At 49.3% G+C, this 20,124-nt stretch carries 20 protein-coding genes; 14 read left to right on the top strand and 6 right to left on the bottom strand.

Annotated features, from left to right (window positions below; all coding sequences use genetic code 11):
• Positions 1–105: 105 nt before the first annotated feature.
• Complete coding sequence (locus FFM79_RS11690; protein WP_225424450.1) at positions 106–420, top strand: fluoride efflux transporter FluC; 315 nt, start codon at positions 106–108, stop codon at positions 418–420.
• Entirely contained in the window at positions 420–779 is a 360-nt protein-coding gene (locus FFM79_RS11685; protein WP_137643663.1) for a fluoride efflux transporter FluC, read from the top strand. Before FFM79_RS11690 ends, FFM79_RS11685 begins: the two co-directional genes overlap by 1 nt.
• Before the next feature lie 99 nt (positions 780–878).
• Here the strand turns inward: FFM79_RS11685 and FFM79_RS11680 are convergent, their stop codons facing one another.
• Together FFM79_RS11680 and FFM79_RS11675 are read right to left on the bottom strand one after the other, a co-directional pair.
• On the bottom strand, positions 879–1,073 hold the full coding sequence (locus FFM79_RS11680; RefSeq protein ID WP_137643662.1) for a small multidrug resistance protein: 195 nt from the start codon (positions 1,071–1,073) through the stop codon (positions 879–881).
• A 123-nt stretch (positions 1,074–1,196) separates the two neighbouring features.
• Positions 1,197–2,384 (bottom strand): acetate/propionate family kinase, encoded by a 1,188-nt coding sequence (locus FFM79_RS11675; RefSeq protein WP_137643661.1) that lies wholly within the window; start codon positions 2,382–2,384, stop codon positions 1,197–1,199.
• A gap of 111 nt (positions 2,385–2,495) precedes the next feature.
• Here FFM79_RS11675 and FFM79_RS11670 point away from each other — a divergent pair, with 111 nt between their 5' ends.
• Positions 2,496–3,371: an NFACT RNA binding domain-containing protein gene (locus FFM79_RS11670; protein WP_137643660.1), complete on the top strand. Its 876-nt coding sequence runs from the start codon at positions 2,496–2,498 to the stop codon at positions 3,369–3,371.
• An 89-nt stretch (positions 3,372–3,460) separates the two neighbouring features.
• Here FFM79_RS11670 and FFM79_RS11665 read toward each other — a convergent pair whose 3' ends face one another.
• Together FFM79_RS11665 and FFM79_RS11660 are read right to left on the bottom strand one after the other, a co-directional pair.
• Complete coding sequence (locus FFM79_RS11665; RefSeq protein WP_137643659.1) at positions 3,461–3,685, bottom strand: hypothetical protein; 225 nt, start codon at positions 3,683–3,685, stop codon at positions 3,461–3,463.
• Positions 3,686–4,145: 460 nt separating this feature from the next.
• Complete coding sequence (locus tag FFM79_RS11660; protein WP_137643658.1) at positions 4,146–4,769, bottom strand: histidine phosphatase family protein; 624 nt, start codon at positions 4,767–4,769, stop codon at positions 4,146–4,148.
• 365 nt (positions 4,770–5,134) lie between these two features.
• On the opposite strand from FFM79_RS11660, the gene serC reads away from it, so the two are divergent.
• From serC to FFM79_RS11625, 8 genes are all read left to right on the top strand, one after another.
• Positions 5,135–6,220: a 3-phosphoserine/phosphohydroxythreonine transaminase gene (serC, locus tag FFM79_RS11655; RefSeq protein ID WP_137643657.1), complete on the top strand. Its 1,086-nt coding sequence runs from the start codon at positions 5,135–5,137 to the stop codon at positions 6,218–6,220.
• 2 nt (positions 6,221–6,222) lie between these two features.
• Positions 6,223–7,392: a phosphoglycerate dehydrogenase gene (locus FFM79_RS11650; RefSeq protein WP_137643656.1), complete on the top strand. Its 1,170-nt coding sequence runs from the start codon at positions 6,223–6,225 to the stop codon at positions 7,390–7,392.
• A gap of 10 nt (positions 7,393–7,402) precedes the next feature.
• The gene (locus tag FFM79_RS11645) at positions 7,403–7,843 is read left to right on the top strand and encodes a GNAT family N-acetyltransferase (protein ID WP_137643655.1); all 441 of its coding nucleotides are present in this window, start codon (positions 7,403–7,405) and stop codon (positions 7,841–7,843) included.
• Between the two features lie 199 nt (positions 7,844–8,042).
• Positions 8,043–9,707 carry a peptide ABC transporter substrate-binding protein gene (locus tag FFM79_RS11640; protein WP_137643654.1) on the top strand — a complete coding sequence of 555 codons (1,665 nt, stop codon included), beginning with the start codon at positions 8,043–8,045 and terminating at the stop codon, positions 9,705–9,707.
• A 202-nt stretch (positions 9,708–9,909) separates the two neighbouring features.
• On the top strand, positions 9,910–10,767 hold the full coding sequence (locus FFM79_RS11635; RefSeq protein WP_137643653.1) for a helix-turn-helix transcriptional regulator: 858 nt from the start codon (positions 9,910–9,912) through the stop codon (positions 10,765–10,767).
• A 78-nt stretch (positions 10,768–10,845) separates the two neighbouring features.
• On the top strand, positions 10,846–10,971 hold the full coding sequence (locus FFM79_RS12820) for a hypothetical protein (RefSeq protein ID WP_263854457.1): 126 nt from the start codon (positions 10,846–10,848) through the stop codon (positions 10,969–10,971).
• Positions 10,972–11,521: 550 nt separating this feature from the next.
• On the top strand, positions 11,522–11,740 hold the full coding sequence (locus FFM79_RS11630) for a hypothetical protein (protein WP_137643652.1): 219 nt from the start codon (positions 11,522–11,524) through the stop codon (positions 11,738–11,740).
• Between the two features lie 961 nt (positions 11,741–12,701).
• The gene (locus tag FFM79_RS11625) at positions 12,702–13,601 is read left to right on the top strand and encodes a LysR family transcriptional regulator (protein ID WP_137643651.1); all 900 of its coding nucleotides are present in this window, start codon (positions 12,702–12,704) and stop codon (positions 13,599–13,601) included.
• Positions 13,602–13,759: 158 nt separating this feature from the next.
• Here the strand turns inward: FFM79_RS11625 and FFM79_RS11620 are convergent, their stop codons facing one another.
• Positions 13,760–15,433: a glycoside hydrolase family 13 protein gene (locus FFM79_RS11620; protein WP_137643650.1), complete on the bottom strand. Its 1,674-nt coding sequence runs from the start codon at positions 15,431–15,433 to the stop codon at positions 13,760–13,762.
• A 458-nt stretch (positions 15,434–15,891) separates the two neighbouring features.
• Between FFM79_RS11620 and nhaC the strand changes: the two genes are divergently transcribed.
• Both nhaC and FFM79_RS11610 read left to right on the top strand, forming a co-directional pair.
• A complete protein-coding gene (nhaC, locus tag FFM79_RS11615) occupies positions 15,892–17,304 on the top strand; it encodes a Na+/H+ antiporter NhaC (RefSeq protein ID WP_137643649.1) in 1,413 nt (470 codons plus the stop codon).
• 110 nt (positions 17,305–17,414) lie between these two features.
• Positions 17,415–18,329 carry an NADP-dependent oxidoreductase gene (locus FFM79_RS11610; RefSeq protein ID WP_137643648.1) on the top strand — a complete coding sequence of 305 codons (915 nt, stop codon included), beginning with the start codon at positions 17,415–17,417 and terminating at the stop codon, positions 18,327–18,329.
• 482 nt (positions 18,330–18,811) lie between these two features.
• Here the strand turns inward: FFM79_RS11610 and FFM79_RS11605 are convergent, their stop codons facing one another.
• Positions 18,812–19,294 carry a flavodoxin gene (locus FFM79_RS11605; RefSeq protein ID WP_170177461.1) on the bottom strand — a complete coding sequence of 161 codons (483 nt, stop codon included), beginning with the start codon at positions 19,292–19,294 and terminating at the stop codon, positions 18,812–18,814.
• A 163-nt stretch (positions 19,295–19,457) separates the two neighbouring features.
• Between FFM79_RS11605 and FFM79_RS11600 the strand changes: the two genes are divergently transcribed.
• Positions 19,458–20,033, top strand: a complete 576-nt coding sequence (locus tag FFM79_RS11600) for a TMEM175 family protein (protein ID WP_170177460.1) — start codon at positions 19,458–19,460, stop codon at positions 20,031–20,033.
• Positions 20,034–20,124: the final 91 nt, after the last annotated feature.

The following is a 20,124-nucleotide window of genomic DNA, read 5'->3' as shown; positions in this document are numbered from 1 at the left end:
TTTGAGCTTCTTAACTGACGCCCACCCGCGAGGGTGCATTGCCTAAACGTTTTCGGATAGAACCTGTTTAGTTGCAGATTTTTTACGCCGAAGCCCGTTACTTTAGTGACGGGAGAGTTCACGAGTACCCTGATTGTTAACCTCGTTGGGGCCTTCCTACTTAGCTTTATAACCACCGGCCTCCCCGCCAAGTTGCCGGTTAGTCCGACCCTGATGACTGGTTTGAGTACCGGCCTAATTGGGAGTTTCACGACTTTTTCAACCTTCTCCGTTGAAACGCTACAGTTAATTCAAAGTGGCCATAGCGTTTTGGCAAGTGGCTATTTAGCCCTCAGCCTTGGTGGTGCCTCCGTAGCAGCTTGGTTAGCTATTAGCTGTAATAACCGGTGGTTACAGCATCCTAAGGGTGGTGCTGATTGATGGGACCCGCTTTACTCGTCGGAGTTGGCGCATCGGCGGGGGCTCTCATTCGCTACGGCATTATGACGATTGCCCGCCCACTTAATGACCGCTGGCAACTCCCCGTTACGACGTTATTAATCAACCTAAGCGGTGCGGCCTGCCTTGGCTGGCTACTCGCGCTTTCTTTGACCACCTCCTGGCAACTATTTCTAGGTACCGGCCTTCTCGGCGGTTACACGACCTTTTCAACGATGATTAACGAACTCGTATTACTCGTCCGCCATCACCACCGCAAAACGGCTAGTTATTACGTGCTTCTCAGCACCTTGGGCGGGCTTGCGTGCGCTTGGCTTGGCCAACTACTCGCTTTCAATTAGAGTCTGGATATTACCGTCCTATGGAAAAGGGAGGCTGCGAACACATCGCAGTCTCCCTTTTAGTTTTTGAATCAATGCTGACACACGCGCTTTACGTTATTAATGACTGAGGGGACTCGCCAACCACACGACGCCGGCAATTGCAATCACGGCCAGGCCAATCCAGAGCATGAACCGCAGCAAGAATAAGCCGATGACGATGGTGAAAAGAATCCCAATTAATTTAAAACCAATTTTAAAGACAACTTTTAGCAACCAGAATGCAATCACTAAAGCAATCAAAAAACCGATCATGTTTGCGCTCTAAAGTAGAGCTTCCCTCCTTGACGATACCGGTGCGCCGGTATCCTTAAGTCTTAGTTTACCAGCTGGTTTGCGTCCCGCCTAGTCCTGTGCTCAGAATTTAAGGTGTTCTTATTAATCTTGTAACGCTGCAACCTGGCGAACCATCGCTAACTCTTCGTCCGTTGGGATGAGCAGCACTTTAATCTTAGAGTCGGCACTGCTAATAACCCCTTCGGCTCCCGCCGCGTTTAAAGTGGGGTCAAGCGCAACCCCGAAGATTTTCAACCCGTCAACGATTTGTTGCCGTAATTCAGCGTTGTGTTCCCCAATGCCACCGGCAAAGATCAACGCGTCAGCGCGTTGCAATTCAGTTAGGTAACTCCCAGCGTACTTCACAATCCGGTTAACAAAGATTTCAATTGCCAGTTTGGCCCGGGGGTTAGTTTGTTCCTGGGCCTTAATTTCCCGCATATCAGGGGAAATCCCGGAAACGCCTAACAAACCGGATTCATTATTTAACATCATCATGATTTCATTCGGGTCGGTCACGTTTTGTTGTTGCATTAAGAACGGTAAGACCGCCGGATCCACGTCTCCGGCACGGGTTCCCATCGTCACCCCAGTCAGCGGCGTAAAGCCCATCGAGGTATCGTAGGCGCGCCCATTTTTAACCGCGGCCAACGAGGCGCCACTCCCCAAGTGCATCGTTACTAAGTTGACTTGGTCCTTGGGTTGCTTCAATAATTCCGCAGCGCGGCCAGTTAAATAGCCGTGTGAAATTCCGTGTTCCCCATAACGCCGAATATGGTAGCGTTTCGTGAGGTCGTACGGCAGGCTATAGATGGCATTCATTTCGGGTAAGTCCGTAAAGAATTGGCTATCAAACACCGCGTACTGCTTAACGTCCGGGAGCGTTTGGGCCATCGTTTCAATCCCCTTGGCTTCCATCGGGTTATGAAGCGGCGCGAAGTTACTCAAGTCCTTGATGGCCGCTAACACATCCGGCGTCACTTCCACCGCGTGCTTAAACTGCTCGCCACCGGCAACGACCCGGTGCGCAACCGCCGTAATTTCGCTTAGGTCCGCGATAACGTCTAACCGTTGCAATTCCGTTAACATCATCTGGGCGGCATGATTTTGATCTAAATTATCAACCGTCGTTTCGTATTTTTGATGATCACCATACTTAATCGTAAAAATGGAACCAGGCATACTGATCCGTTCAACCAAACCACTAGCAACCACCGTTTCAGCGGGCATTTCAAATAATTGCCACTTTAACGAGGAACTACCGGCATTAATAATTAATGTTTTTTGCATTTCAAAATCACTCTCCCCTTAATAGGATACCGAACTTTTCTGAAAAATGGTGAACTATTTTCGAGCGTGTATAATATAACTTAACCACTGAAAACAAAGGACGATTTTTAAATGACAACTTTAAGCGATGTTGAACTCGTTCAACGCGGGCTCCAACACCAATTACACCACACTGAAAAACAACTGGAATCACTAACTAAGGCCCTAGCCCACATGGCTGATCCGGCCGAACTCAAACTAAAGGGGACGCTCCTAAAAACGTACGCCCATCAAATCGAGGGCCGCCATAATTACGTTGAAGTCCCCGATTACCGCAACCCTGAGCACCAGGTAACGATTCAACTCGACAGCAGCAAGTCAATTATGGCTAACGCTGAAAACTACTTCGACCGTTACCGTAAGTTAAAACGCGGACACGCCACCGTACTCGCTAACCGCCAGCAAGCCGAAGCTAATTTAGCTCAACAACGCGCCCGTCAGCAAGGTTTCGATCCCAATGATGCTGATCAAGTGACCGCGCTAAAAACGGCATTAATTGCGGAGGGCGCCATTCATACGCAGGTTTTACATTCATCGAAGGCCCCCGCGCCCGCTCATCCGCGGCGCTTTTACACCCACGACCACGTGTTAGTGGAGGTCGGCAAAAATAGTCATCAAAATGATCACTTAACGCTGACCGCCCGCAAGGACTACTACTGGATGCACGCGGGCGGCGAAATTCCGGGCTCCCACGTTGTCATCCACAGCACTCAGCCCACCGAAGCGACGCTCCAAGAAGCAGCCGTTTTAACGGCCTACTATAGTAAGGGCCGGGGGTTAAAGCGGGTCCCGGTCGACGTCCTCAAGGTTGGGCAGCTCCACAAACCCCACGGCGCTAAATCGGGATTAGTCACCTTTAGTGGTGGGGCCCGTACAATCACGGTCGTCCCCGACGCTCATTTGGTAAAAGAACTACGGGACCCGCGCGACCGGCCAACAACTGAATAACCGTATTTAAAAAGGCTTGCCGTTACCGACAAGCCTTTTTACTTGGCAGCGCGTCACCAGTTCCGCTGGTCCGCTCCCCCGGTGATCCGTTACGACCGTTGCCACCAAGATTCCTTTAGAAAATCAATGCCGGTTACTTGCGCCAGTGCGACCGCGGTTACCACGCCTGCGCGCTGGTTTAGCAACAACCGCGTCCCGTTAACTGCCGCAATTAAACCGCTGGGACGTTGCCCGTCCGCTAAGGTTAACCGCACGACACAATTCAATTCATAGGCTTGTAATAACGACGCTTCAATTGGTTTCAACTGTTCCATTCAGATCACCCCATCGAAAATAATAGCTATATCATAGCACAGATTTAGAACGTACGTTCGCAATTTATCATTACAATTTGATGACGTTGCCAGGGCGCCGTTCTGTCCGCTTCAATAATCCACATCGTTAACTAATTAAGCTGTAAATGACCCGGGTAACCGAACATTTTATTAAAAAATTCCAATAACGGCCGGTCAACTTTAATGAACTTAGTCCCTTGAATTCAATCGTCATTGCCGATTCAAAATATTTAGCGCGCAAGTTCCAATTAACGAGTAATCATCAACATGCCCCGCTAATAATCCAACCATAAAAACAGGTGGTCCCGGCATGCCCGGAACCACCCGACTTAGGAGTTTTATAGATATGTGGTCGCCTGTTGCGATCCAACCGCGTTACACGCGTCATGCACCGCGGTCACCATTAATTGTAAATCGAATTACTGGTGACGTTAAATAATTAGAAGCCAAATTGACGATTATAATACGTTAAGTAGGCCCGCTCTGCTTGCGCGTTCACCGTAATTTTGGTGACACTCGTATTATCAGGCTCCGGTAAACTCATCGGGTCGGCCGGTTTCAGAACTGCCATGGCCATTGCCTTAACGGTAAAGCCGTGGGTAACGACGATAATTTGCTCGTCCGGATACCGTTGCGCCGTCGCCGTCAAAAAGTCCCTGACCCGGGCCACCACGTGATCAAACGTTTCACCCGCGGTCGCAACGTCAACGTAGCTTGGCAAAACGTCCTTTAACTGGGGGTCAAAGTACTGCGGGTAAGTTGCCAATAGGTCCGCGTTTTTTTGACCGTCCCACTGGCCGTACGAGATTTCTAGTAGGCGCTCGTCGGTCGTGACCGGCAAGTCGTGGCCGTGATTTAAAATCGCCGCGGTCGCCCGGGTGCGGTCAAGGGGACTACAAATCAGCCGGTCGGCAAAACTAATATCAAACGCAGTCCGTAAGGCTTGCGCTTGTTGCTTACCAGTTGCGTTCAATTGAGTTATGGCGGTGTTGATCGTGCCCTGTTTCAGATTTTGAGCATTGGCAGTCGTCTGCCCATGCCGGATTACGTAAAAATTAGTCATGCGCGTGCGTCCCTTCTAGTATTAAGTCTAAATTAAGATTAACCGACTTTTCTTAATTGTGCCATCATTTTTTCTCATCAACCGGCTTGACAAATTTCGGTTTCCTTGCTAAGTTTGAAGCAACGAAATTAAGGAGCGGTTTACATGTTTAACCTAACACAACCCAATTTAAAAGTCTCCTCCTGGTCTACACATTCATCTGTGTTGGCCTAATTTCGTCTGAAATCACAGCCCGAACACGGATGTTCTTCACATTCGATGCGCCGGGCGTTCTCTTAACTTGTCTTTAACCGTCCTGGTGGTCGAACGTGACCGTCAGGACTTTTTTACTGCCAAAAAACCATTTTTAGAAAGTAGGAACTGCCATGCCAACCTATAATTTTTCCGCCGGTCCGGCCGTCATGCCGCAACCAGTTGTTGCTCAAATCCAAGCCGAATTACCTTCCTTCCACGATTCTCAGATGAGTATCATGGAAATCTCACACCGTTCGGCACTCTTCGATCAGGTCATTAATGAGGCCGAACAAGATTTACGTGATTTGATGCAGATTCCGGACAACTACCGGGTGCTCTTTTTCCAAGGTGGCGGAACGTTACAGTTTACCGCGGCGCCACTGAACTTAGCGACTAAGCACCACCACATTGGGCTACTAGATAGTGGACACTGGGCGAGCCGGGCCGCTGACGAAGCGCAACGGGTCAACACCACGGTCGATATTCTTGGTAGCGGCGCAGCTAACCACTTCACCGCCCTACCGTACCCCGAACAACCGGTTGACCAGCAGTTAGATTACGTCCACTTAACGACCAACAACACGATTGAAGGCACGATGTATACCAAGTTACCGGAAACGGGCCGGGTTCCCCTCGTGGCCGACATGTCGTCCAACTTTTTGGGCCAACCCTACAACGTTCGCGACTTCGGCATGATTTTTGCCGGTGCTCAGAAAAACTTAGGACCGGCGGGCTTGACCATCGTCATCGTTCGTGACGACTTGCTTGGTCACGCAACCAACCTCCCCAGCATGCTCGATTACCAACTGTTTGCGGATAAACGCTCAATGTTCAACACGCCGCCAGTATTCGCCATTTACGCGGCTGGCTTAGTCTTAAAATGGTTAAAAGCCCAGGGCGGGTTGAAAGCCATCGCCAACCGCAACCAGCAAAAAGCCGGGTTACTTTATGACTTTCTCGACCAGTCCAAACTGTTCACCAACCCGGTCAAACCAGCCGACCGCTCAACCATGAACGTGCCATTTGTTACCGGTGACGCCGCCGTCGACCAGGCCGTTATTGCGGGTGCGACTGAACACGGGCTCCTCAATTTAAAGGGCCACCGGTTAGTTGGCGGGATGCGTGCTAGTCTGTACAACGCGATGCCGCAAGCTGGCGTTCAAGCGCTGGTTGATTACTTGGAAAACTTTGAACAACATAATAAAGGAGTGCACTAACGATGTATCAAATTAAAACTTATAACGCCATTGCCCAGGCCGGGCTCGACACCTTTACGACCGATTACGCCATCAATCAATCCGACCAACCGGACGCTTACTTAATTCGTTCCGTTGACTTACACCCAGAGACGCTACCGAAGTCCTTAAAAGTCATCGCCCGCGCTGGGGCTGGTTATAACAACGTCCCGTTAGATCGCGCCACCGCCAACGGAACCGCCGTCTTTAATACCCCCGGTAGTAACGCCAACGCCGTGAAGGAGCTGATCGTGGCCCTCCTCGTAATCGCCTCCCGGAACCTGATGGCGGCCGCCAACTACTCGGCAAAGCACACCGAAGCGGACGTTTCCCAACGAACGGAGCACGATAAGACCAAGTTTAACGGGACAGAATTGCTCGGGAAAACGCTCGCCGTCATTGGGCTCGGTCACGTCGGCTCACTCGTCGCCAATGCCGCGCTTAACCTCGGCATGAACGTCATCGGTTACGACCCCTACCTATCAGCCGACGCCGCTTGGAACATCGCTAAGCCGGTACAGCGGGCCGCAACCTTGGCCGCTGCCGTCAAAAACGCGGATTACGTGACGGTTCACGTACCTAAGAATGAGGACACCGTTAACTTGATTGATCAGGACGAACTCGCCGCCATGCCGGCCACCGCCCAGTTATTCAACTACTCGCGGATTGGGATCGTCAACAACGCGGCCGCCGTGGCCGCGTTGCACGCCGGTCAGCTTGCCCACTACTACACGGACTTCGGTGAACCCCAGTTGGCGGATGATCCCCAAGTCACGGTCACACCGCACATTGGCGGTTCGACGGTCGAAGCGGAGATCAACGGGGCCACCCAGGCGGCCAAAACGATCATGACCTACCTTGAGACCGGAAACGTCCACGCAGCCATTAACTTGCCGGACTTGAACGTGCCGTTCAACGCGGCCTACCGTTTCACCGTGATTCACGAAAACGTGCCGAACATGGTCAGCCAGATTACGTCGAAGTTGGCGGCTGCCAACCTTAACATTGCAACGATGGCCAACGCGGCCAAGGCCCACACGGCTTACACGATCATTGACGTTGACGACCTCGACCACCAAAGCAGCCAGCAGTTAATTGACGCGTTATACCAGATTCCGGCAGTTGCCCGTGTCCGGCTGTTAATCCACCATTAAGGATGATTGCATGCAAATTCAGTTATTACAGCGCCCGACTAACCAACAACTCGACCAACTAATGGCGTTGTGGCTCGACGGCAACCTGCACGCCCACCCGTTCGTTAAAGCGGACTATTGGCGTAAGCAGGCCCCAGCAGTGCGTACGGCTTTAACGCAAGCCCAACTAATCGTGGCGCAAACCGCACCCACCGAACCGTTTTGTGGCTTTCTCGGTTTACAGGGGTGTTACATCGCGGGGCTATTCGTGGCTCCCGCGGCCCAGCAACAGGGGGTTGGAAGCGCCCTCCTCACCGCGGCTAAGGCCCGCCAACCCAAACTTCAGTTGGCCGTCTACGTCGCCAACCGCAAGGCCGTGGCGTTTTATCATCACAGTGGCTTTCAAGTCCACCAGCAAAGCGTGGATAAGGCAACCCGCCAACCCGAATACACGATGCGTTGGCACCGTTAGGCCCGTCCTTAACATGCTTGCGTTTTGAACACTATTCACTTTCACTAATAAAGGTCGTAACCGATTTGAACGCGGTTGCGACCTTTTTTTCGTTAATTATTTTAATTATTAGAAAATAAAGATTGATTTTAATCATTTTTTAATGTATTCTCATCTCTATATCATACATAGTCATTTTTTTGGTAGGGGGAATATCTATATGCAATGGAAAACAGTTGCAACGGCGGCGGCCGTCACGGTCACCGCTGGCGTTTTACTTACAGGTTGTGGCAGTAAATCGTCATCTAGTTCACAGAATGCCGGCAATACATCCGGTGACATGGCCAAAACGCAGGTCCTAAATTGGTCGGAAAATGGTCAGGATATTACGACTTTGGACCCGTCGAAAGCGACCGACGTGATTAGTGGGACGATGATCAGTAACTCGCAAGAAGGGCTGTACCGCTTAGGTAAAAACAGTAAGGCAACCCCCGGGATTGCGACTAAGACCAAGGTTTCTAAGGATAAGTTAACGTATACCTTTACGTTACGGAAAAACGCTAAGTGGAGTAACGGCGACCCCGTAACGGCAAAGGACTTCGTTTACGGCTGGCGGCGCACGGTTAACCCTAAGACCGCATCCCAATACGCCTACCTCTATTCTGGGATCAAAAACGCGGACAAAATCACCAAGGGTAAAGCTAAGGTTTCATCCCTGGGGATTAAAGCCGATGGCAAGTACAAGTTGACCGTTAGCCTGGAAAAACCAATGCAATACTTTAAGTTGCTAATGGGCTTCGTGGTCTTCTTCCCACAAAACCAAAATGCCGTTGAAAAATACGGGAAACAATACGGGACGAGCGCTAGCAAGATGGTTTACAACGGGCCGTTCAAGATGACCGGCTGGAAGGGGACCAACTCAACTTGGACCCTGGTTCGCAACAATAATTACTGGGACAAGAAGCACGTTTACTTGACCAAGATCCACGACCAAGTAGTTAAGTCGACGACAACCGCCTTTAACTTATTCCAGAGTGGTAAGTTGGATCAAGCCACCCTTTCTGGTCAACAAGTTAAGAACGAAAAGAACAACTCGAAGTTGGTTATCCGTAAATCTTCCCGGTTAAACTACATTGAATTTAACCAGAAGAAGGTTAAAGCGCTCGCCAACACTAAGATCCGCAAGGCAATGTCATTGACGTTGAACCGCAAGCAGTTGGTCTCCAACGTTTTAGGGGACGGTTCAGTGACACCGAAGGGCTTCGTCACAACCGGACTTGCTAAGGATCCAACCACGGGTAAGGACTTCGCCACTGAAAACAGTGTCAAAGATTCCGTTACTCACGATACCGCCAAGGCTAAACAGCTTTGGAAGGAAGGACTTCAAGAAACTGGTAAGAAGTCGTTAACGATCACCTTAACTCACGACGACACCGACCAAATGAAGGCCCTCTCCGAATACGTTCAAGGTCAATTGGAGAAGGAATTACCAGGCTTAACCGTTAAAAGTGTTACCGTTCCTTACAAGACGCGGATTGCCCGTGAAATTGCCGGGAACTTCCAGATGGTTATCTCCGCATGGCAAGCGGACTTCGCGGACCCAATTTCCGACTTGGGTATCATGACCTCCGATAACTCGTACAACTTCGGTAGCTGGAACAACGCCGAATTTGACGCCGCTATCAAGGAAGCTAATAACACGACGAGCAAGTCCGCACGTTGGGCAGCGTTAGCGAAGGCTGAAAAGACGATTGGGACTGACCAAGGGGTCGCACCATTGTCACAAAACGTCATCGCGCAAATGGTCAACCCGAAGTTGAAGGGGCTGGTTTACAACACTGCCGGCATCAACTACAACTTCAAGAGTGCCTACATGGCTAAGTAAAATAATTTGAACCGCAAGCCCCTTTAGGTGGGACAATGGGACGTTTACCGCAGCAGCGGTAGACGTCTTTTTAGCGTTGAAATATATTTTAAGAATATTTTTGATACCAATTCAATATTGACATTATTATATAAAAAGCGTTTAATTGATAATGAAAGCAGTTTCATTACTGGTAATCAAAGACTAAAAAGGATGTGTTCGCTTGAACATTGAACTGTTTATCGCCCGGCGCAAAGCCCTGGGCCTCTCACAAAAGGCTTTAGCCGATGGGATCTGTACCCAGGCCACCCTGAGCAAGTTCGAAAATAACGGGAAAGCTCCCGCAATTCGAATCGTTGCGCAGCTCTGCCAGCGACTAAACCTTCAATTAGAAGACGTCTTTCCAACCGAGCGGGTCGCCGACGCCGCCGTTTTGAAAGTCCTCGAACAGGTGGAATTTGATCTAATTACGGCCGAATTCCAAGATGCTGAGAAGCAATTAGCCAAAATTGCGCACCAACCGCGCCACGACCAAGAGACAAAGTTACAGTATTGCTATTTAAAGGGGTACGTGGCCGCTTTAACCGACCAGCCCATCAGTGACGTGCTCTTTAACTTCGATCAAATCATCACCGATTTAGACGAAGCCCACATTACGATCTATACCCAACTCGCCTATTGCGGCACTGGGATTGCTTACCAGCGCGATGGGGATAACGAGAAGGCTCAGTACTACTTTGAAAAGGTCCGCCACGCCTTGCCGAACCTCTCGCTAGAAACGACGGCTAGCGTTTGGCGCGTGATTAATCTTTCTTATTATACTGGTGCTTTTTACGCGCACCTCGGTGAACAGGCGGAGGGCTTACGCCTATTAAACTACGGCATCAAAGTTTGCTCGCAGTTCCACGTCACCTACTACGCCGCGCGCATCAAATTTTTACAAGCCCAGCTTGCAACTGACCGCGACCAAGTTCAAGAGTATTTATGTGACGCGGCCGCCTTTGCAAGAATTAATACCAACCGGCAATTACTTAAGAAAATATCAAATTATTCGCAAAGTCATTCAATACCGGCAAAATAATTGCAATTCGCTGAGAAGTCACTTACACTGCAAGTATCAAGAGATGTTGCTTTAGCACTCGTAAAGGGGGTTCTGTCCATGTTATTAGCAGGTTTATTAACCGCAGCTGGTTTGGCAGCTGCCGCCGGTGTCATCGCTGGCAGTAACCGCGAACCCGCCGCACAACCAGTCAGAATCGATCACGAGCGGCAGAATCGCCGTTAGTGATACTTTAACTATTGAACCGTATTCGGCTATCACCATTTAAAGACGCAAAAAGGACCGTGCCATTGTCATGGTCCTTTTTGCGTGCCTCCAATCCGCTCAGAAGCGCTAACCACTAGAACGCCGCCCCTTATTAAGGTCTATGATATTTGGTGTTGATCTGCTAAGAAGGTTGCCAATTGAATTTTCAATCAGTTCGTTGTGATTAGCGAAATAGCAAGCAAGATTACATTATATTTAGTAACCATTCTGCAGGATTATCTGCATTAATTGTGACTTATCAGAGTCACCCAAGAAACTCAATATAAAAACCAGTCTAGCCAGTAGCGGGTGTAACCATGGCTCAGTGGTTTTTCTGAGTGAGCTCAAATCGATGCCCGCAGTGTTCCAGCCACCCGGTTACACCCGCTGCTGGCGGCAATTTCAACACCAATTAGTACAGAACCCTTATTACCCTGATTACTACCGCAAGGGCTTCGCATTGACTTGGAACCGTTCTCGTAATTATAATTATTTTTATTGCAATTGTTTCACGATGAAAGGAACTCATATGAACGATAAATTTATTTTAACGAACGTCCGGCTCGTCTTCGCCCTCATTACAATTATTGGGGCCGCCGTTATTACGAACCGCGTCCTGCCCGCCGACTTATATCCGACCCTGCGCCACTACTTTACGGTGATGGTTATTCTGGGAATCGGCCTCGACATCGTCGGGCGCTACCAACTGAGCGCCCGGACTACCGAGCAAAAGCGCTCCCGTAAGTAACGTCAATTCTCATTAGCCCCCTAGGTTTATCACCCAATTAAATAATTAATATTTATAGTCAATTAACCAACAACCCTTAAAAGTGGGATTTATAGCTATTTTGTCTTAGTTGGTATTATAATTATTTATGTAAAAAATGATTAACCGCAATCCCATTAACTGGGCATCCCGATTTGCCACTGACACACCTACTTAATCGCGGTCGCTAACACCGGCTCAAAATAGAACAACCCCTTAACTAATAAGTGGTGCTTATATAACCTTCGTCAATAAGTTTAAACTTAATCTTATGTTCGTTAAAACTTGCTTATCCTTATTCGATTAGTTTATAGTTTAAAGGGGTTAACTTTATCCGGCCCGTTTGGGGTTCCTAAAATGGTAAGCGCTGTCACGACACGGGTTCGCCAGTTGACTTTAGACCAATTTTAATTTATCACCCGATATCCAACAGGGGGTTAACTGATAATTATTTTTTATACCGTTACTATTTTCAACTATCTAGTGATAATTTTAATTAAAAAAGTAATTTTATCAGTATAATCACCACTTATCCATTGACCCCTTTAACTTATTGCGGTAATGTTTGACTGATGACCTACGTTTATCATGGTTTTACGGGCAAAAACGGCTCGTCAACACCCTGATTAGGCCCATTCGCAAGTTATGACACCCCTTTAACTGATAATCAAAACGGATGACATCAAAGTGGCATCCGCATTAAATTAACACCTATACCAATCATCTGTTTGGCGTTATTAATAATCCTTATAATTGGCAAACTTGCCTGCCCATCACTTCGATTAGGCGCTAGGTTAGTACCCGTTAAAACGGGCCACTTTCCGAGTCCCAATCATGGTATGATTAAGCTAACCTACCAAGTTGACGCTGGCACGACGCGTACTGTGGGGTCGTCATTATTAAGCGCTGAATACTCATCATTTTTTCGGAGGCAGTATTTGTCATGAATATTAAAGATTTGTACTATTTCCAACGCCTGATTAGCACCCAGAGCTACACCCAAACGGCGGCCGACTTTTACGTTAGCCAGCCCACGATTTCTCAGGCCATCAAACGCTTGGAGCGTCACTTTCAGACGACGCTCTTCTTTCGCCAGGCTAAAACTAAGGCGCTCGTGTTAACACCTAGCGGTCAGCAATTACTGCTTGCAGCCAATGATATTATCAACCACTGGCAACACGTTAACGAATCCATTAGCCACTTACGGCAACATACGCTACGACTTGGAATCGAACCATCCGTCAGTGAACATTACTTACCTACGATTACCAAGCCCATTATTGATCAGGGATTGCTCAAAAGCGTTCATACGGTTGAAATGGGCGCTAACCAACTCGTTAAACAGGTTCTAGCTGGTCAACTCGACTTAGCAATTAGCGGCAACCTCGACCAAACCCTTGACGAACGGCTAGCAGTGACCCCGTTACGGCCATTCGACTTTAAGATTTTAGCCAGTCCCAAGCATCCGCTCGCCCAAATGGATGAGCCGACCTTTGCGGACGCACTAAAGTCACCCTTCGTCATTTTAAACGCGACCTACTTAAACAAGCTCGTCTTCCGGCAACTTGCTGAACAGCTTTCCATTGAGCCCCAGATTCTGTTTGAATCTGATAGTAGTACCCTGATAAGTGGACTCGTCCGTGAAGACCTCGCCCTCGGTTTTGTTTCCGACGTCACGATGCTCAGCCACCAAGAAGACCTCGTGGAACTACCTATCAGGGGCGTACAGGTACCAAACGTCCACATCAACTTAATTCGGCGGGCCCACCAGTTCCCAATCGGGTTATTTAAACAAGTGATGGACATCGTCGAGCAGACCTTTAAGGACGACGCCCAATCTTGACCATCTAGTCAAAAATAGGACCGTGACTCAAGTCACGGTCCTATTTTTTGTCGCATCATATTAATAGCCGAAACGTGCGCCAAAAGTCAGCTGGCGGCATATCAACACCAATTGGTACAAAACCATTTTTGTCTGCCATTCAATTAAAGGTCCTGCGGTTAGAACTGATATACTTTGGCCTCGTACGCCCGTAGTACGTCCCCGCGGTCATCATCGTAATTGCTAATCAGTAGGGTTGCGGTTGCCGGTAATTCACTAAAATGACGGGTCTGAGTAGCAGCCGTAAAGTTACAAATTACAAGCAGGTGCTGCTGATGATTACTACGCAGGTAGGCGTATACCGCCGGATCCTCAGCCAATAGCAGCCGATAATTTCCCGTCGTAATTACTGGCAACTGATGGCGCAACTTGATTAGGCGCTGATAATAACTCAAGATCGAACCCGGCGTCGTCTGAGCCTTCTGGGCGTTGATCCGCAAGTAATTTGGGTTAACCTTTAACCAGGGCGTCCCCGTTGTGAAGCCCGCGTTAGCACTCGCATCCCACTGCATCGGCGTCCGCGCATTGTCGCGCGATTGGCGGCCTAAGTAGCGTAGCATCGTGGCCGCTGAAACCCGCCGTTCCTGTTCAACTAGCTGATGATAACGATTCAAACTATCTAAATCCTGATAATCGCTCAGCTTTGTAAAGTGGGCGTTGGTCATTGCGAGTTCCTCACCCGCGTAAATATACGGCGTTCCTTGTAGGAAATGCAACATAGTCGCCAACATTTTGGCCGAGCGCTGCCGGTAAACCGGGCGTTCGTCCCCGAAACGTGACACGATGCGCGGTTGGTCGTGATTGTTCCAATACAAACTGTTCCACGCCCGGTCGGCCAGTCCCGTTTGCCACTTGCTAAGGCACCGTTTCAGCGCGGGGAGTGCGACCCGCTGATCCGACCACTTGCCGAGCGCCGCATCCGCATTGCCGTCCAAGTTCATGTGTTCAAACTCAAATACCATGTTGAGCTCTCGACGGTGCAGGCCAGCGTAGTCGCAAGCTAGGGTGGTCGTGACCCCCGGCATCTCACCCACCGTGATGAGTTGATGACCACTCAAGACCTGGGCGTTTAATTCTTGTAAAAATTCGTTGAGGCGCGGACCGTTAGCAACGTACTGCCCGATCGGATCGAAGCGGCCCGCCGGGGTCGACCGCTTTGTACGAAAGTCCTGCGGTTTTGAGATCATGTTGATCACGTCAAAGCGGAAGCCGTCCACCCCCTTGGCTACCCAAAAGTTCAGCATATCGTAAAGCGCCCGGCGTAAATGCGGATTTTCCCAGTTAAAATCGGGCTGTTCCGGTGCAAACGAGTGCAGGTAGTACTGCTTGCGACTGGCGACGTAGGTCCAAGCGCTCCCCCCGAATTCGGCCCCCCAATTATTCGGCTCATGACCATCAACCGGATCCCGCCAAATATAATAATCAGCATACCGATTATCGCGGTTACGCGCACTTTCAACGAACCAGGGGTGTTGATCTGAAGAATGGTTCAAAACCATGTCGAGCATGACCTTCAGCTTTTTCAGATGGGCCGTCGCCAGCAGCTCCTCAAAGTCGGCCATTGTCCCGAACTCCGGATTAATTTCGTAATAGTCACTCACGTCATAGCCGTTGTCCACGCCCGGTGACGGGTAAATGGGGTTCAACCACACCACGTCGGCTCCCAGGTGCTTAATGTAAGCCAACCGGCGCGTAATCCCGGGTAAATCACCGATTCCGTCCCCGTTTGAATCCTGAAACGACCGCGGGTAAACTTGGTAAACGACCGCGGATTGCCACCACTGTGTTGCCATGCCAACATCCTCCTTTTGATAAGCTCCTGATTCTGTAAATTAGTGCCAACTTAATCAGTAGTTAAGCGGCACGAACCACTTCTATTTTAGCATTAGCCGCCCATTTCCCGCACCCGGTACCGCTCCAAAAAACAACCCGGAGTTGACGGAAGCGTGGGAACATGCTATCATCACCTTTAAATTCATAACGAACGTTAAACTTACTCTCAAGTAACAACTTAGCTGGGGGTCAGAAAGTCGGTGGTTGCTGCGAACCGATCAGGCTAAGATTGATGAAATACGGTAAGCGATGTCCGGGTACGCCCGGCGGATAATAACTAGAGCCGTTAACTGCTAGTGAGTGGAGTCCAATTGGGGCTCAAGCTGGGTGGTACCACGGTCCGATCAATCGTCCCTGTTGCAGTTGTCTGCAACGGGGACGATTTTTTTTGCACTTTAATTTAAGGAGTGACACAACTATGGAAAAAAGTACGAAGTGGCGACCAGTCCACCTATTCGAAGCATTAATCGTTTTATTAATTATGTTAGCTATCATGGGCCTCGGGGTCATTAAATTTGGGCTCTCACCACAAACGCCCGTCATTCTCGTGATTGCGTTGGTCATTGCCTGGGCACGCGTTCGCGGTGCCCAGTGGGACGACATTCACGGCGGCATTATCGACGGCATCAAGACCGGGATCATCCCAATTTTTATCTTTTTACTAATTGGGGCGTTGATCAGCGTCTGGATTGCGGCCGGGATCATCCCCTCAATGATGGTCTTCGGCTTCCACCTCGTTTCCGCGCAGTGGTTCGTCCCGTCCGTCTTCCTCGTTTGCGCCATCATCGGGACCTCCATTGGGAGCGCCTTTACGATTATTTCAACGATTGGGATTGCCCTCTTCGGAATCGGGACCACGATGGGCATTAACCCCGCACTCATTGCCGGGGCAATTATTTCCGGCGCAATTTTTGGGGATAAAACGTCGCCGCTTTCCGATTCAACCAACTTGGCCGCCGCAATTGCCGAAAGCGACCTGTTCAGCCACATCCGCAACTTAATGTGGACAACGATTCCAGCATTCTTAGTCTCCCTCGTCCTATACACGATTCTCGGTAACGGGGCCGCTACGACCAACCACTTAGGCAAGGTCCAAGCAACCCTCACGACCCTTAATCAGAACTTTACAATTACGTGGTGGGCCGCGGTGCCACTGCTGATCATGCTGACCTGCGCACTGTTAAAAATTCCCGCAATCGCAACCCTCCTAATTAACATTGGCTGGGCAATCGGGATGCTCTACGTCGAACAACCCCACATCGCCGTCGCTAAAATTGCGACGATGATTGAAAGTGGCTTCGTCGCCAAAACCGGTAACGCGAGTGTTGACGCCCTCCTATCGCGGGGTGGCATCAGTGCCATGATGGGGACGGTATCCCTAATCTTACTGACACTCGCACTCGGGGGCTTGTTAATGCGGTTTAACTTGATCCAAACCGCAATGGTGCCGCTTGCTAAGCGTTTAAAGGGAACCGGTGCGACGGTTACCGCAACCATCTTAGCTGGCATCGGCGTCAACATTTTCGTCGGCGAACAATACCTATCCGTGATCTTACCCGGGAAAGCGTTTAAAGCCACTTTTAACGAACGGGGCTTAGCGAACCTGGCGCTTAGTCGGGTGCTTGAAGATGGGGGGACCGTCATCAACTACCTCGTTCCGTGGGGCGTGGCGGCGGCTTTCGCGGCCAGCACCCTCGGCGTACCGACGCTCAGTTACCTACCATTCTGTTTCTTTAGCTTGCTGTCACCAATCTTCTCCATTCTTAGTGGCTTCACGGGAATTGGCCTTAAGCGGATGCCCGCCGTCAGTGCCCAACCGATCGAAGACTAAAAAAATTGACCGAACAAAACCCGACTTCTAAACGTGCTTGCTTGTGATTTTTGACCCCCACCCGCTACAATTAGGCAAAAGCACGCTTGACTATCAAGGAGGGAAAAACGATGCTTGCATATGGTTATCGAAAATTTGGGGGTCCAGCCGTTTTTGAAGCACTCACGCAGCCAGTCATTCAACCAACTGGCAATCAATTAGTGTTAGAAACGCTGGCGGTTAATTTAAATCAGCAGGAACAATTAGAACGTAATGGGGACGATCCTAACGTCACCTTTCCAGTCATTCCGGGAAGGGACGTCGTTGGTCGCATCATTGCAATGGGCCCCGCCGTCCAAGATTGGTCGCTTGGAACGGTCGTCGCGGCCCGCACGGAACACGTTTATGCTGATCAAGTTTGTTTGGACGCCGACTTAGCGGTGACCGTTCCAGACAACGTGACGCCGGCCGACGCGGTAAGCTTAATTACGCCCGGGATCATTGCCCACAAAACGGTGCGCTACTACGCGGACATCCGTCCGGAGCAAACCGTGATCGTTAAGGGCGCCGATACGAGCGTTGGTTTACTCACGGTTCAATTAGCGAAACGCATGGGGGCGCACGTAATTGCCGTTGGGGTCGCCGCAAGTGCGGACACGCTAACCGCTTTGGGCGTTGACCAGTTTGTTTCTAGCGACCGCCAAAATCCCACCCACGTTTTGGCAGACCAGGGTGACGTGGTGATCGACGTGGACGCCGCGACCAATGCGGGTAAGGCAGACCTAGCGATGGCCAAGTTTGATGCGACAATCGTTTCGTTTGCGCACCGCTTGCCGGCAACTAGTAAATCAATTAATTTTCAATCAATTCAGCCAACTAACGTGATTTCGGATCAGGCGACGTTACAATTATTATTTAAGTTGTTGAGTACGGATCAGTTGGTGACGACGGTGGCGGCGACGTTCCCGTTGACGTTGCAGGGAATCGTCCAGGCGCACGAGGCGTTGGAGCGGCCGCACCGCGGGCAGTTGGTGGTGAAGAAGTAAAGAGTGGTTGCCCGGCCGTTTAGGTGCCGAGCATAGCCGAAAAACCCGATGATGGCGGGCTTTGCCATTGTCGGGTTTTATGGCTAGGCGCAAGCACCTGGCCGGGCAACCACGTTTCGACTCACTTGAGTGCCCCGGGTGCTAGGGGAATTATCCCTGGGTTTGGGATGGTTTCACTAGCATTGTTAAGCGCAGGGAGCTGCCTGTTGGACCACGTTTCGGCTATTTGGAGTGACGCGTGATGTTTTGGCGGCTTCTATGCCCCCTTACACAAAGTCAGCACAACCTTTACAAGATCAATACACAGTTTTAACGCAAACCTCACAACCTTTCGGTATATTTGAACATGCAACACCCCCTAGGTATTGCATCAATGCGTACCACCTATCTTCATTAGTACAGCGACAAAACGTCATGCCCGTTTCGTCGTTACCACCCCAGTCCGCTCACTGGGGTGGTTTTTTATCATGGGCAAGGTTAGACTAGTGTTCAAATTTGTCTAACCAGTTATTTAGCACAACGGTTAATTTTGCCGGTTGATTCAGCGTGGTCATGGTTAGTGGGAGCCCAAATTGGTAGTTGCCATTTTGCAATGCGGACTTCAGAGATTCAGTATAGTGTTCGTCGTGATCATAGTAGGTCCAAAAAGCGGCAACTGGTTTGCCTTGAAAATCGACTTGTTCAAGAAAAGCACGTAGGGGGTTGGCAATCGCCTTACCCCAAACCGGACCACCAAGGATAAACTGATCGTAATTGGTAAAGTCGGGAAAATCAGTAACTAACGCCGGCATTTGATGGGCTGCCATTTCTGCTTGTGCTTGGTCCCAAGCCGCCCACATACTGGCGGCATAGTTACGCTTAGGCTTGATTTGGTAGTAGTCGGCATGAATCTCACTAGCCAGTTGTTTAGCAACCGCTTCGCCAGTACCAGTTTTTGAATAATCAATGATTAATATTCGTGCCATTATTGGACTTCCTTTCATAATTGCAGGATACTGCTAATTGAACGAGTTAATTAATTTGTTAATGGCATTAGCATAATACCACCATGGTTAGTTGTAAAATAGTTATTATGAATGCGAAGCAATGACTTTAAGTTATATAATAATTATCAAGGAGTGTGTTGTGATGAATAAAGGACGGGTTGAGGCGTTTACGGATGCGATTGTCGCAATTATTATGACGATTATGGTTTTAGAAATGAAAGTACCGGAAGGTCCTAGTTTAAAGGCGCTATTTGCAGAACGTGTGTATTTTTTTGCTTATCTAATTAGCTTCTTTCTGATTGCAACAACGTGGTATAGCCATCATTATTTGTTTACCCATGCAAAATGGATTTCAAAACGCGCTTTTTGGGCTAATTGTATCTGGCTTTTTATGATGTCACTATCGCCCGTCGCAACTGGGTGGATTGGTGCGTATCCGAATTCACGGACGACCGCTGGCTTTTATCTACTGGTATATGTTTTGTGGGGACTGGCGTTTCGATTATTGGTGTACAGTTTAATACGTGATAATTCAGAAAGCCGTCAACAACTACAATTATTAGTACAGCCAAAACGTAGTATTTTTGAGATGATCGCAATCGTGGCCTGCCTAGTGGCCATAAATTTTGTCCCAGTGCTTTGTATTGTTATTTTGGGATTAGACGGACTATTTTGGATTGTTTATACGCCACGAGAATCTGACAAGCCAAATCATTAGACATTACTATTAGTTATATTTTAATATGCTCAATAACTATTTTACGGACTCTCATTGACACGGTATGCTGGATTCGTTAGTTAAGTTAGTC

It is taken from the genome of Lactiplantibacillus modestisalitolerans, from assembly GCF_005405425.1.
Lineage (GTDB): Bacteria > Bacillota > Bacilli > Lactobacillales > Lactobacillaceae > Lactiplantibacillus > Lactiplantibacillus modestisalitolerans.
Note: the sequence above shows the minus strand (reverse complement) of the source record. Positions and strands in the feature narration are given on the sequence as shown.

Excerpts from the sequence above, each read along its gene's own strand:
- FFM79_RS11685 (WP_137643663.1), top strand. The coding sequence starts at position 420 with ATGGGACCCGCTTTACTCGTCGGAGTTGGCGCATCGGCGGGGGCTCTC.
- FFM79_RS11670 (WP_137643660.1), top strand. The coding sequence starts at position 2,496 with ATGACAACTTTAAGCGATGTTGAACTCGTTCAACGCGGGCTCCAACAC.
- FFM79_RS12820 (WP_263854457.1), top strand. The coding sequence starts at position 10,846 with ATGTTATTAGCAGGTTTATTAACCGCAGCTGGTTTGGCAGCTGCCGCC.
- FFM79_RS11645 (WP_137643655.1), top strand. The coding sequence starts at position 7,403 with ATGCAAATTCAGTTATTACAGCGCCCGACTAACCAACAACTCGACCAA.
- FFM79_RS11620 (WP_137643650.1), bottom strand. The coding sequence starts at position 15,433 with ATGGCAACACAGTGGTGGCAATCCGCGGTCGTTTACCAAGTTTACCCG.
- FFM79_RS11660 (WP_137643658.1), bottom strand. The coding sequence starts at position 4,769 with ATGACTAATTTTTACGTAATCCGGCATGGGCAGACGACTGCCAATGCT.
- serC (WP_137643657.1), top strand. The coding sequence starts at position 5,135 with ATGCCAACCTATAATTTTTCCGCCGGTCCGGCCGTCATGCCGCAACCA.
- FFM79_RS11640 (WP_137643654.1), top strand. The coding sequence starts at position 8,043 with ATGCAATGGAAAACAGTTGCAACGGCGGCGGCCGTCACGGTCACCGCT.
- FFM79_RS11650 (WP_137643656.1), top strand. The coding sequence starts at position 6,223 with ATGTATCAAATTAAAACTTATAACGCCATTGCCCAGGCCGGGCTCGAC.
- FFM79_RS11630 (WP_137643652.1), top strand. The coding sequence starts at position 11,522 with ATGAACGATAAATTTATTTTAACGAACGTCCGGCTCGTCTTCGCCCTC.
- nhaC (WP_137643649.1), top strand. The coding sequence starts at position 15,892 with ATGGAAAAAAGTACGAAGTGGCGACCAGTCCACCTATTCGAAGCATTA.
- FFM79_RS11610 (WP_137643648.1), top strand. The coding sequence starts at position 17,415 with ATGCTTGCATATGGTTATCGAAAATTTGGGGGTCCAGCCGTTTTTGAA.
- FFM79_RS11680 (WP_137643662.1), bottom strand. The coding sequence starts at position 1,073 with ATGATCGGTTTTTTGATTGCTTTAGTGATTGCATTCTGGTTGCTAAAA.
- FFM79_RS11625 (WP_137643651.1), top strand. The coding sequence starts at position 12,702 with ATGAATATTAAAGATTTGTACTATTTCCAACGCCTGATTAGCACCCAG.
- FFM79_RS11605 (WP_170177461.1), bottom strand. The coding sequence starts at position 19,294 with ATGGCACGAATATTAATCATTGATTATTCAAAAACTGGTACTGGCGAA.
- FFM79_RS11675 (WP_137643661.1), bottom strand. The coding sequence starts at position 2,384 with ATGCAAAAAACATTAATTATTAATGCCGGTAGTTCCTCGTTAAAGTGG.
- FFM79_RS11600 (WP_170177460.1), top strand. The coding sequence starts at position 19,458 with ATGAATAAAGGACGGGTTGAGGCGTTTACGGATGCGATTGTCGCAATT.
- FFM79_RS11665 (WP_137643659.1), bottom strand. The coding sequence starts at position 3,685 with ATGGAACAGTTGAAACCAATTGAAGCGTCGTTATTACAAGCCTATGAA.